Source organism: Vibrio thalassae (assembly GCF_900089835.1).
Taxonomy (GTDB): Bacteria; Pseudomonadota; Gammaproteobacteria; order Enterobacterales; family Vibrionaceae; genus Vibrio; species Vibrio thalassae.
Genome location: NZ_OANU01000004.1, coordinates 15,978 through 28,357, shown reverse-complemented (window position 1 = coordinate 28,357; position 12,380 = coordinate 15,978). Strand labels below are relative to the sequence as shown.

At 44.9% G+C, this 12,380-nt stretch carries 12 protein-coding genes and 2 pseudogenes; 2 read left to right on the top strand and 12 right to left on the bottom strand.

Going from position 1 to position 12,380, the window contains the following annotated elements; translation table 11 throughout:
• Positions 1 to 47: 47 nt before the first annotated feature.
• Positions 48 to 296, top strand: a complete 249-nt coding sequence (locus tag VTH8203_RS03145) for a YkgJ family cysteine cluster protein (protein WP_096992343.1) — start codon at positions 48 to 50, stop codon at positions 294 to 296.
• A 104-nt stretch (positions 297 to 400) separates the two neighbouring features.
• On the opposite strand, the gene recR is transcribed toward VTH8203_RS03145, so the two are convergent.
• The 6 genes from recR to VTH8203_RS03110 form a co-directional block, all read right to left on the bottom strand.
• Positions 401 to 1,000: a recombination mediator RecR gene (gene recR / locus VTH8203_RS03140; protein WP_096992342.1), complete on the bottom strand. Its 600-nt coding sequence runs from the start codon at positions 998 to 1,000 to the stop codon at positions 401 to 403.
• Positions 1,001 to 1,022: 22 nt separating this feature from the next.
• Positions 1,023 to 1,352 (bottom strand): YbaB/EbfC family nucleoid-associated protein, encoded by a 330-nt coding sequence (locus tag VTH8203_RS03135; protein ID WP_006071316.1) that lies wholly within the window; start codon positions 1,350 to 1,352, stop codon positions 1,023 to 1,025.
• 111 nt (positions 1,353 to 1,463) lie between these two features.
• Positions 1,464 to 3,614: a DNA polymerase III subunit gamma/tau gene (gene dnaX / locus VTH8203_RS03130; RefSeq protein ID WP_096992341.1), complete on the bottom strand. Its 2,151-nt coding sequence runs from the start codon at positions 3,612 to 3,614 to the stop codon at positions 1,464 to 1,466.
• Positions 3,615 to 3,627: 13 nt separating this feature from the next.
• The gene (gene apt, locus VTH8203_RS03125; RefSeq protein ID WP_096992340.1) at positions 3,628 to 4,173 is read right to left on the bottom strand and encodes an adenine phosphoribosyltransferase; all 546 of its coding nucleotides are present in this window, start codon (positions 4,171 to 4,173) and stop codon (positions 3,628 to 3,630) included.
• A 133-nt stretch (positions 4,174 to 4,306) separates the two neighbouring features.
• On the bottom strand, positions 4,307 to 4,714 hold the full coding sequence (locus VTH8203_RS03120; protein WP_096992339.1) for a YbaN family protein: 408 nt from the start codon (positions 4,712 to 4,714) through the stop codon (positions 4,307 to 4,309).
• A 285-nt stretch (positions 4,715 to 4,999) separates the two neighbouring features.
• A complete protein-coding gene (locus VTH8203_RS03110; protein WP_096992337.1) occupies positions 5,000 to 6,097 on the bottom strand; it encodes a response regulator in 1,098 nt (365 codons plus the stop codon).
• A 362-nt stretch (positions 6,098 to 6,459) separates the two neighbouring features.
• Here VTH8203_RS03110 and VTH8203_RS03105 point away from each other — a divergent pair, with 362 nt between their 5' ends.
• On the top strand, positions 6,460 to 7,335 hold the full coding sequence (locus tag VTH8203_RS03105; RefSeq protein ID WP_096992336.1) for a LysR family transcriptional regulator: 876 nt from the start codon (positions 6,460 to 6,462) through the stop codon (positions 7,333 to 7,335).
• A gap of 103 nt (positions 7,336 to 7,438) precedes the next feature.
• Here the strand turns inward: VTH8203_RS03105 and purF are convergent, their stop codons facing one another.
• The 6 genes and pseudogenes from purF to accD all read right to left on the bottom strand — a co-directional run bounded on the left by purF (position 7,439) and on the right by accD (position 12,364).
• Positions 7,439 to 8,947, bottom strand: coding sequence for an amidophosphoribosyltransferase (gene purF, locus VTH8203_RS03100; protein ID WP_096992335.1), 1,509 nt, complete (start codon positions 8,945 to 8,947; stop codon positions 7,439 to 7,441).
• A gap of 36 nt (positions 8,948 to 8,983) precedes the next feature.
• Complete coding sequence (locus tag VTH8203_RS03095) at positions 8,984 to 9,472, bottom strand: CvpA family protein (protein ID WP_096992334.1); 489 nt, start codon at positions 9,470 to 9,472, stop codon at positions 8,984 to 8,986.
• A 61-nt stretch (positions 9,473 to 9,533) separates the two neighbouring features.
• Positions 9,534 to 9,800, bottom strand: a pseudogene (locus VTH8203_RS25450) (SPOR domain-containing protein); the annotation flags it as partial.
• Between the two features lie 77 nt (positions 9,801 to 9,877).
• Positions 9,878 to 10,097, bottom strand: a pseudogene (locus VTH8203_RS25445) (cell division protein DedD); the annotation flags it as partial.
• A gap of 18 nt (positions 10,098 to 10,115) precedes the next feature.
• Positions 10,116 to 11,396 carry a bifunctional tetrahydrofolate synthase/dihydrofolate synthase gene (gene folC / locus VTH8203_RS03085; RefSeq protein WP_096992332.1) on the bottom strand — a complete coding sequence of 427 codons (1,281 nt, stop codon included), beginning with the start codon at positions 11,394 to 11,396 and terminating at the stop codon, positions 10,116 to 10,118.
• A gap of 41 nt (positions 11,397 to 11,437) precedes the next feature.
• Positions 11,438 to 12,364 (bottom strand): acetyl-CoA carboxylase, carboxyltransferase subunit beta, encoded by a 927-nt coding sequence (gene accD / locus VTH8203_RS03080; protein ID WP_096992331.1) that lies wholly within the window; start codon positions 12,362 to 12,364, stop codon positions 11,438 to 11,440.
• Positions 12,365 to 12,380: the final 16 nt, after the last annotated feature.

Sequence of the window (12,380 nt, the reverse complement as noted above, 5' to 3'; positions counted from 1 at the left end):
ACTAATTTTGTTACACTCAGAGCCCTTCAATTTAAAGGCTACAAAAGATGGATTGTCGACTAGGTTGTGGCGCGTGCTGTATCGCTCCCAGTATTTCTTCTCCCATTCCTCGAATGCCCAAAGGCAAACCCAGCGGTGTTCGCTGTGTGCAACTTGATGAAAATAATCTATGTAAACTATTTGGCAAACCTGAACGACCGAAAGTATGCCATGATTTTAAAGCATGCCCGGATGTGTGCGGTGACACAAATGCTAAAGCAATCGCCAATATTCTTGAACTCGAGCGAATTACCTAATAACGCCCACGCTAAATTAGCCACTCCAACGCAGACCGTCTTCGTTTGATTGCCTATTTAAGATGCAAAAAAAGGCGCTAAACGCGCCTTTCTACGATAACAGACTAGATCTTTTGCCTACCTAACAGAGAGTGAGATAACGTCGTTCCATCGACAAGTTCTAGCTCTCCACCTACCGGCACGCCGTGAGCAATACGACTCGCTGATACCTTGTGTTCGTGACACAATTCAGCAATATAGTGAGCGGTTGCTTCACCTTCCACTGTTGGGTTGGTCGCTAATATGACTTCACTAATATCACCTTGGCGTAGTCGATAATCGAGAACGTCCAAACCAATATCACTTGGTCCGATACCATCCAAAGGCGATAAATGCCCCATTAGAACAAAGTATCGACCTGAAAATTGTCCTGTGGCTTCGACCGCGGCAATATCCGCTGGGCTCTCTACCACACAAAGTTGACCGTTCTCTTTGCGCTTCGGATTGCTACAAATATGACAAACTTCTTCTTCAGTAAACGTTCGACATTCTTGGCAGTGACCGATTTCTGTCATCGCGCTTGAGAGCGAGTCCGCAAGTTGTAGACCGCCTTTTCGGTCGCGCTGTAACAAATGAAAGGCCATGCGTTGTGCTGACTTAGGACCAACCCCTGGCAAGCATCGCAAGGCCTCCATCAAATGCTCCAGCATATGGCTAGTACGCATTAATTGTTCTCTAATCCTTCAATTAGAAAGGCATTTTCATGCCTGGTGGCAATTGCATTCCACCAGTTACTGACGCCATTTTCTCTTTTTGAGTTTCTTCGACACGACGCGCCGCATCATTGAACGCTGCCGCGATCAAGTCCTCTAGCATCTCTTTGTCATCTTCCATTAGGCTTTCATCGATTTCAACACGACGAGTGCTGTGACTACCTGTAATGGTGACTTTAACAAGGCCAGCTCCAGACTCACCTGTTACTTCCATGTTAGCGATTTCTTCTTGAAGCTTTTGCATTTGCTCTTGCATTTGCTGGGCTTGCTTCATCAGGTTGCCCATACCACCTTTACCAAACATAGGGTTCTCTCGGTTTATTCATGTTTCAACTAATAACATGGGGACGCATTCATAGATTGCAACCCCGTCACTCGGCGGTTTACGCTATGGCAAACAGCCGAGAAAGTAACTTTATAAAGGTCGAATGCTCTCTTCGTCTAGCTCTGCGGCAAACCTTGTAACAATAAACTGTATGTTAGGGTCTGCTTGCAAGCTCTTCGCTGCCTCCGAAAGCTTGCCTTGATATAACCGCTCTCGCAGTTCAAGCGGTGTTGTACCCTCTTCAGTGAGTTCAACCGACAAATGACACTCCTCTCCCAATAAGGCATTAAGCCCTGCAAGTAGTTCTGACTGATTCTTATCTGAGTTTAAATGCGCATGAGTCGCTCGCAGTCCCAATTGAATAGAGGAACCATCTTTTTTGAAGACTGAATTGAGTGCCAACTGCTGCACTAGTTTACCAATCTCTAGACGTTCAATCAGCTCTGCCCAAGTATCTTGCTGAGCGGCTTCCTGCGTTAATCGCAGCGCCATTTCCGGTGTTTTGACGTGCTCAAGCGCCTTTTTAAGCATCGATGGTTTTACGACTGGTGCCGTTTCCTTAACCACAGCATTACCTGAAGGTCGCCATTGATAAGGTTCATTCTTTTTAACTTGCTCGGTATCTGCTTTAGCGGCACCTAAACCATTTGAGGTACGTGCAGTGCCTCCTTGGGTTCTCTGAGCAACTCGTTCCATTACAGAGGCGGGTTCAGATGACGCTTTAGGCTTTTTTCCGGGAGTTGACCCCGAATTAGCTTGTCCTTGGGAAGCCGATTGTCTTTTTGAGCGTAATTGATGACGTAGTCCACCCGCTGGCCTTGCAGGCTCATTCGCTGGTAACTCGTGTCGCGACTCACCTTGCATAGCGCTATTTGCGCCACTGCTATGAGGAGGTTGGTGTTGCGAAGGAGTAGCTTGCCATTCACTTTGTGCACTCGGACTCTGCTCAGAGTGTGTTCCCTGAGTCGCCATCGGTACAGCGGACGTGTCAATATACGGCTCTCGCGTATTATCAAACTGCGGCGCGGGCGCGGCATACGTTTGAGTGTTCGTACCGTGCGTAACTTGCTGCGTCGCCATACTGTGCGAAGACGAAAGCGCAGGTTTTACCACAGCCGATTGATTGGCTAAGGTAATATCGTTAGCGCTGAGTTGTGTACTAGGTCTAAACGCCAACATGCGCAACAACGTCATTTCAACGGCGATACGCTGAGATGGCGAAAACGGCAAGTCTTGTCGGCCTTTAAGAGCAATTTGATAGTAAAGCTGTACATCCGTCGCTTGCAGTGTACGAGCGAGGTGGTGGATTTTTTCGCTATCAGCACTTGCTGCATCAATGCTGCTAGGTAACGCCTGTGCCATCGCTATTTTATGTAACTGAGAAGCAAGCTCAGAGAGCAAAGTATCCCAATCTACGCCATTTTCTGCCAACTGTTCTAGCTTAGTCATCACCTGAGGAGCATCACCAGTCGTCAATGATTCCAATATTTGAATCGCTTGAGCGGTATCTAATGTCCCCAGCATCTGGCTGACTACTGGCGTCGATACGTGGCCATTTCCCAACGCAATAGCTTGATCGGTCAAGCTCAATGCATCACGCATACTGCCGTCAGCAGCATGAGCAAGCAAACCAAGCGCTCGATGTTCAGATTGAACGTGTTCTTTCTCAAGAATATGTTCTAGCTGTTGCTGGATATTTTCAATCGTAATCGGCTTAAGGTGGAACTGTAAGCATCGAGACAAAATGGTCATCGGTAGCTTTTGCGGATCCGTCGTCGCCAGTAAGAACTTCACATACTCGGGAGGCTCTTCAAGCGTTTTTAGTAACGCATTGAAGCTATGGCGCGAAAGCATATGAACTTCATCGATCAGGTAAACTTTAAAGCGGTTTCTCGCTGGTTTATATTGAACGTTATCTAGAAGCTCACGAGTATCTTCAACCTTGGTACGAGATGCGGCGTCGATTTCGAGCAAATCAACACTTCGACCTTCATCAATCTCAATACAAGTCGAACACGTTCCACAAGGTGTCGAGGTAATGCCTGTTTCACAATTTAACCCTTTTGCGAACAAACGACCTATGGACGTCTTACCTACACCACGAGTGCCGCTGAACAAATAAGCGTGATGCAATCTGTTCTGGTCTAGTGCATTCTCTAGTGCAGTGAGGACATGAGTTTGCCCCACTACTTCTGAAAATTTTCTTGGTCGCCATTTCCTAGCTAACGCGAGATAACTCATTAAGGTGTCCTAATTAGTGACCTTCAAATTCACACAAGCTATATACTTCGATACCTAGTGCTTCTAAGCGCTTGTCTCCACCAATTTCTGGCAGATTAATAACAAACGCCGCGTGAGACACTTCACCGCCAAGTTGGCGAATGAGCTTTGTTGTTGCTTCAATCGTTCCGCCAGTTGCAAGCAGGTCATCAACCATCAATACTTTATCACCTTCCACAATGGCATCCGTGTGGATTTCCAGAGTATCTATGCCATATTCAAGTTCATATGATTGTGCAACCGTTTCGCGTGGTAGCTTACCTGGTTTACGAACCGGAACAAATCCCAGACCTAGTTCTAGTGCTAGCGGCGCACCAAACAAAAAGCCACGAGCTTCAGTGCCCACTATTTTAGTGAAGCCTTGATCTTTGTATTTGTCCACAAGCATTTCAATCGTTGCTTTGTAAGCTGCCGCGTCTTCCATAAGACTCGTTACATCACGAAATAAAATGCCTGGTTTTGGGTAATCAGGAATGCTTTTAATGCTTGCTTTAATCTGGGAGATTTTGTCGATTGTCATAGTAGTGGTCTCTGGAAAGGTCTTTATATGCCTGACGATCAGAGTACGTTGTCGCGAATAATCACGAGCACGTTCATTCTGTAGGTATAAATTAAAACGCCCACAGTAAGCGTGGGCACACAACCTTCACATGTTAGTGATTTTCGTCGTTGTCGGCAACGGGCTGTTTCACAGGAATTCGCAAAAAGAAGGTAAAAACACCGATAAATAGAATGAACAGGGCAATTTTTAGCCATGCAGGATTCACGAAGATAATGGACAACGTGAAACTCAATGCTATGAAAATTGCGCCGTTAATTCGTACCGAGCGTTTAATGCAACGCTCGTGCTCCCAATCTGAGATTATGGGGCCGAGCTTACGGTGAGAGAGTAACCAATCATGGAACTGGGGACTACCACGATAAAAGCTTGCACTAGCAAGCAACAGAAAAGGTGTCGTGGGCAAAAGTGGGAGCACGATGCCCACCACACCCAAAATGACTGAGACAACACCTAACGCATTCCAAAAGAAACGTTTAACTGGACTTATTGTATTGGTCAAAAACCCGCATATCCGTTCATAACTCTAATCCAAGTCAGAGTAGCGGGAAGCGTCGGAATTAGCAATGCTACAATAAAGCCTAAAAAGTAAAAAATGTTGTATGGTTCTTTGAATTCTGTATCTGACATGACTTCGCTCTTAACTATCGTTGTTGTGGATATGAAAATGGGAAGCCTTTGCCTCCCATCCAATTTAACACTTTGACTATATATCAATTACATTAAAGCAAAAACAGACGCTTTGTGTGGTTATTAGACCGATGTTAAAACAGCCACCAGCCTCAGGCTAAATCGCTAACTTCACTTCCCAGCTGAAACTACTGGAGCCAACACGGCTTAAAGACAGCTTCCCCCCCTCGAATACAGGAAGATCTTTTGTCATGAAATTACTCAAACAATTCTCTCCTAGACGATTTGAGCCAGATATATTGTAATGAGCTTGTGAATTTTCCCACCGACAAGCCAATCCCGCAGGAAGGATCGAAATATTGCCTTCCGTGAGGTCTATTACACCAAATACAGATTCTACCGGATTGGCAGCGCCAGAGCAGTGCATGCCTTTTTCGATATTCCTAGCCAAATCTTTAAGATCCACGCTGTTATGATGCAACCGTCTCACGTAGTCATCAAAAAGAGTGCGTACTAACAAAGTGCTCGCTAGACCGCCATTCTCGCTCGACGACGCATCCACCACATAAAACGCAATTTGGCCACTCATCAGCCAAGTGTAGTCGAACACTAGTGGTAACGTATTAGCAGATTGCAGCACCCTATAACTGCTCCTCCAGGCTCCTAACGCTGAATCTTTTTCGGGAAGCAATGCTGTTAGCAGTTCTCTAGCTGCATTAGGGTTTTGTTGTAAATACTGCAGATGCCAATGCAGCTCTTTCTCTTCTAGTGAACCTTCCTCTTCAGAGTCGTCGGTACGAAACCAACGGCGGACAAAGTCCGATTGTTCACAACTATGCGTACTTTCTTCTAAAACAACATCGATTGATTCGCTCAGATGTTTGTAGTCACTAATCGGTTTGGTTAGAAAATCCTTTACCCCCATTCTTAGCGCTTTTGCTACATCGCCCATATCCCCCGTTGCCGATATCACAATAACGGGCAGTGACGGATATTCAACTCGCACTTCTTCGGTAAACTCCATGCCCGTAAGTAATGGCATAGCAAGGTCGCACAGCACTAAATCTGGTTGAGAAATGCTGAGTAGTTTTAAAGCCTCTAGCCCATCACCCGCTTCTGTTACTTGATGACCGATTGCTTCAAGAAAACTCCGGGTCACGGTTCTAAATACAGGGTCATCATCGACGACCATAATTTTTGTACTATGTTGCTGATTAGGTATAGCCACAGCAGCCTGACTGTCGGTATTAGACATAAAATTACGCCTCACAAAACTTATTGAGCTTATTGAGCTTATTGTTATTATTTTTTGGTTTACATTAAACTACGTAACGTAGGACACGTTATAATAATGCTTTTTTTGTATCTGCAGGTTGCAGAGTAAAGTACCCCTAGGTCTTTTAACTGTAGGCACGAATTCGTTTTTATACAAATGTACCCTTAAGGGAATTTTTTTAATACAATACTCAAAGGTAAAAAAATCAAACAACCCTTTGATATCAAATTAGTTTGCTCCATTGCACTTACCATGTTTAGGGAAAACGTTTGAAATTAACCACGCCAGCTTGACAAGGTGTAAGCTATATTAAAAGCCAATTAATACAAACAGTTGAATATATGAAACTAGACGATTTAAATCTGTTCCGACTTGTTGTGGAAAATGGGAGTTATACAGCAACTTCTCGTAAAACAATGATTCCTGTTGCAACAATTACTCGACGTATACAGGCTCTAGAGGATTCTTTGAATCTTCGTTTACTGAATCGTCACGCACGAAAATTGTCTTTAACTGAGGCGGGTGAACGCTTCTATAACGAGTGCTCTCCCCTTCTTCAGCGCCTTACCAGCACTACCGAAGATATTGCCGATGAATGTAAAGGTGCATCGGGAAAATTAAAGATATCGTCGCCTTCTAATTTGACTAAGCGCATGATGATGCCAATGTTCAATGACTTTATGTCCAAATATCCAGACATTAGTTTAGAACTCACTATGAGCAATCACGCCGATCAACTGGATCCTACCGAGTGGGACGTGATTTTCCGTGTTGGTCCTCAGCGCGATTCAAGCTTAATTGCTCGAAAAATCAGTACTGTTAAAGATATTCTTGTCGCGCACCCTGACTACCTTTCGTTAAATGGTGAACCTAAACATGCTGAAGAGCTATCTTCTCACCGGCTGTTGAAAGGCGCACCATTACTTAAATGGCAACTTAAAAATACCAGTGGTGAATCAATAATAAACAACACCAAAGGGCGCTTTGAAGCAAATAGCTTAAATGTGGTTCGACGCGCCTGTTCCGCGGGCTTAGGCATCACCTTAATGCCCGATGTGATGATTAAAGAGTACATCGATACTGGTGAGTTAATACGAATCCTTCCCGAGTGGAGCGCTAACCCTCGCGATATTTACATGCTGTATAACCACAAAGACCATTTGCCAGAAAAAGTGCGCCTATTTATCGATTTCGTCATCGATTACTCACTTCATTAATTGCTTAAACATCTTGCTTTTCACAATCAGACGAAAAAGACCAAAGCATTGAACTGCCCCCAATAATTGGACACCAATTATTGGGGGTCTTTTTCGCTGTTAGTTATTCGTTATGAAGCTCTAGGTTTGCTAAATCTGCTTGAATCTCTCGCTGTGTTTTCGCATCATCACTGCGTAGTGAGTCAAGGAAATCGAGATAGACTTGGTCGATATCACCAGTTACATACTCACCATTAAACACCGACGCTTCAAACAACTTCACATCTGGATTGCCCAGACCGACCGCTTCGATAAGATCTGGAATCGTTTGATAAATAAGAGCATCTGCGCCAATTTGCTTACAAATGGCTTCATTATCACGACCGTGAGCAATAAGCTCATTCGCGCTTGGCATATCGATGCCATAAACATTAGGGAAACGAACTTCTGGAGCGGCTGACACCATAAAGACTTTGTTTGCACCAGAATCACGTGCCATCTCAATGATTTGTTCAGACGTTGTTCCACGGACAATCGAATCATCCACCAACAGAACGTTTTTGCCTTTAAATTCTGAACGAATCGCATTGAGCTTGCGGCGCACTGACTTCTTACGCTGCTGCTGGCCTGGCATAATAAAGGTACGACCGACATAGCGGTTCTTCACAAATCCTTGGCGATAAGGTTTGTCGATAGCTTGTGCAATCTGAAGAGCAATGTCACATGACGTTTCTGGAATAGGAATAACGACGTCAATGTCCAAGTCCGCATATTCTTGTTGAATACGTTCACCAAGCTTTTTACCCATTTCAACACGGGCACTGTAGACCGAGATTTTGTCGATAAATGAATCAGGACGTGCGAAATAAACAAACTCGAAAATACATGGATTTAGACTTGGGTTATCTGCGCATTGGCGAGTAAATAACTCACCGTCGAACGTCACATAAATCGCTTCACCTGGAGCCACATCACGGACAAAGTCAAAACCAACTGCATCAAGAGCGACCGACTCAGACGCCACCATGTACTCCGTTTGACCTTCAATTTCACGCTTGCCTAAGCAAAGCGGGCGAATGCCATTAGGATCACGGAATGCCACCATACCGTGCCCAATGATCATTGCTGCTACAGCGTACGCACCTTTGATGGTTCGATGGACGTTTGTTACGGCTCTGAATACATCGTCAGAGGTCACATTGCCTTTTACGGTATCAATCTCATGAGCTAAGACGTTTAACAACACTTCCGAGTCAGAGGTGGTGTTGACATGACGACGATCTTTTTCGAACAACTTCTCACGAACTTCATGAGCGTTGGTCAAGTTACCATTGTGAGCGAGTGTGATTCCAAACGGTGAGTTTACGTAGAAAGGTTGAGCTTCTGACGCACTCGAGCTACCGGCTGTAGGGTAGCGAACATGACCGATACCAACACAACCTTGGAGGCGTTGCATATGCTTCGCTTCAAATACGTCTTTTACTAGACCATTCGCCTTACGCAGACGAAAACGATTGCTTTCTATGGTAACAATACCAGCGGCATCTTGGCCACGGTGCTGTAAAACGGTCAAAGCGTCATAGATAGACTGATTCACAGGCGTTGAGCCAACGATTCCAACAATACCACACATGTCCTAACCCTCGATTTGCGACATTAGCTGGCGCCACTAGGCGCCAGACAAGAAACTAGAAGTTGCTTCGATGTGTTCAAAAAACGGTTGTATCACTAGCTCGAATTGCGGAACAAGCTCGGAAGATTCCCACCACTCACTGCGATTCAACGTTGTGAAGGTATCAACAAAGAACAGTACCGCAGAAACAATTAGCACACCTCTTAGCGCGCCAAATACGATACCTAATACTCTGTCAGTACCCGATAGACCCGTTTTTTGCACTAACTGCCCTAAAACATAATTAATTAATGCCCCAACAATCAGTGTGGCAACAAATAGGGCAGCAATTGCGGCGCCATTTCTAAACATGTCATCTTCGATATTGGTAAAGTACACTGCAAGTTTTGCGTAGTACTGGCTAGCAATAAAAAATGCGCCGAACCATATCACTAGTGACATTGCTTCTTTGGCAAAGCCGCGAACTAAACTGATTAAAGCTGAAAGCCCAATCACACCCAAAATGACAAAATCTAACCAATTCATGAATTCTTCATCTCAAGTTGGCGCGCATTTTAACAGAAAAATCCGCGACGCAAACGTTTTCTTATGGACTTAGTGGTTTAAATTTAAGCAATTGACCTTTTGAACCGGTAATTTTCTCCAATTCTAACAATTGCTTCTCTAGTTTACTTTTTGAAACATCTGGACCGATGATAACGCGAGTAAAGGTAGCTTCCTGTTTGACATGCGCTTGATAGCCACGTTTCTGAAGATCAGCAACAAGCCCACGCGCATTATCTGCATTCTTCAGTGCCATTAGTTGAATGATCCATGCGCTATCTGCGTAGTCATTGCGTTCAGGCACTTGTTTGATAGCAATATCAACAATATCGCGTTTATCTTCTTGAGCCTGCTGCCCTGACACTGTGTCCACTTCTTCCCCTACGGTAGCCTGAACAGGAGAGTCAGGTAACACAGATGTGTCTTCCTCTGGCTCTAGCACCTCAAAGCTTTCTACTTGAGCGCTGATTTCAGGCTTAAGTGGAATACTGGCAAACTCTTCTTTGTAGTGAAGTTTTTTGCCATCAAGTAGGTCAGGCAAGATAATGACACCAACGGCAACTAATACTATGGTGCCCACCAAACGGCTTTGAAATTTACTCGCCATTGATACTCCTTAATTACTTTAATGATCTTGAGTGTCTAACGTCTCACAGTACTCAAGAACCTCGCCAACGGTATGGAAGGAACCCACCACCAAAATCATGTCGTCTGGTTTCGCTTCATTTATTGCCGCTTGATACGCACTTACAGGGTTAGCATATCGCTTTGGATCATGCTCAGAGGTTAAGTATTGGCATAATTCATCCGCACTCGCAGCTCGCGCCCCGGATAGCGATGTTGGATACCAGTCTTCTGTCAAAGGATTTAACACTCGGATGGTCTCTTCAATATCCTTGTCATGCAGCATGCCAATGACGACTTTGAATCGACGATTTGGGTAATGCTTAGAAAGCTGTGCCACCAAATATTTTGCTGAATGCGGGTTATGAGCCACATCAAGAATAGTCACAGGTGTACCTGTCAGCATCTGCATACGACCAGGTAGACGGGATTGTTTCAGTCCATTGACAATATTGACGTCTGTAAGGTCTAACTCTGCCGCCCCTAGAGCCATTAATGCCGTATTGGCATTCATCAAGGGCAATACGGGTACTGGCAAGTTTTCCAGCGTGAATGAGCCATGTTGCCATGTCCATGTGTGTTCTGACGTCAAGTGATAGTCAAATTGAATTCCGGTTTGATAGAATTCGGCATGAATGTCATCCGCATGGGCTGGAACTGTTGCTGGTGGCTTTGGTTGACCGCAAATAGCTGGTCTACCTGCTCTGAAGATCCCTGCTTTTTCATAGCCAATGACATTAATGTCATCACCCAACCAATCAACATGGTCAACAGCAAGACTAGTAATTACAGAGACGTCATGATCAACCACATTCGTTGCATCTAAGCGCCCGCCCAAGCCCACTTCAAGTAGCACCACGTCCACCTTGTTTTCTTGAAACTGCTTTAATGCTGCCAGCGTCGCATATTCAAAAAAGCTGAGGCTAACATCGCCGCGTAACGTTTCTATATAATCAAATGCTTGGGTATGGGATTCATCCGGAAGTTCACTGCCATTGACACGGACTCGTTCATTGTAGCGAATTAGATGTGGGGAGCTGTATACGCCAACGGAGTAGCCAGCATCTAGCAGAATCGCTTCCATCATAGCGCAGGTTGAACCCTTGCCATTGGTGCCAGCGACGGTAATCACAGTGGGAGCAGGTTTGGTCAACTGACCTTTTTGGGCCACTATCGAGACTCGGTCTAATCCTAGGTCGATAGCACTAGTATGGATACTGTTTAAGTAATCAAGCCACACCTGCAATGGAGATGTGGCTTGTGGAACGGATTGTAAACTCATTTAGCCGTCAATATCTTAACGTTGAAAACTTGGTGAGTACTTTACCCTTTTTCGTCCGCTTCTGGTACATCATATGTTGCTTCTTCTGGAGAATCTTCAACAGAGACCACTAAAGGCGACGCCTTGTTTGTCATTTTAGCCAGTAAGCTACCTACACGTTGACGCATTTCACGGCGGTCTACGATCATATCAATCGCACCATGCTCAAGTAAGAACTCACTACGTTGGAAGCCTTCTGGCAGGTCTTCACGAACCGTTTGTTCAATAACGCGGCGACCAGCAAAACCAATCAACGCTTTTGGTTCACCGATATTGATATCACCCAACATCGCTAAACTTGCAGACACCCCACCCATCGTTGGATCCGTCATCACAGAAATAAACGGTAAGCCTTTTTGAGAGAGACGCTCAAGTGCTGCGCTGGTTTTCGCCATTTGCATTAGCGACATTAACGCTTCTTGCATACGCGCACCACCACTGGCAGAGAAGCACACTAGGCCACAGTTGTTTTCGATAGCTGCCTCTACTGCACGTACAAAACGAGCACCAACCACTGAGCCCATAGAACCGCCCATAAAGGAGAATTCAAAAGCACACGCAACCACGGGGTTACCTAGCAATTCACCTTGCATTACAACCAGTGCGTCTTTCTCGCCACTGTTCTTTTGTGCTGCAGAGATACGCTCTTTATAGCGTTTTGAGTCTTTAAACTTCAGCTTATCTTGTGGTTCAAGCTCTGTACCAAGTTCAACACGATTGCCTTCATCTAGGAATGTTTCTAAACGACGACGCGCTTTCATGCGCATATGGTGGTCACACTTAGGACACACCTCTAGATTACGCTCTAATTCAGCATGATAAAGTACTTGCTCACAGGAAGTACATTTAGTCCAGATACCTTCTGGGATAGACGCTTTGCGTGAGCTAACGATGTTGCTTTTTTCTAAAATTTTTTCAAGCCAACTCATGGAAGACCTTTTCTCT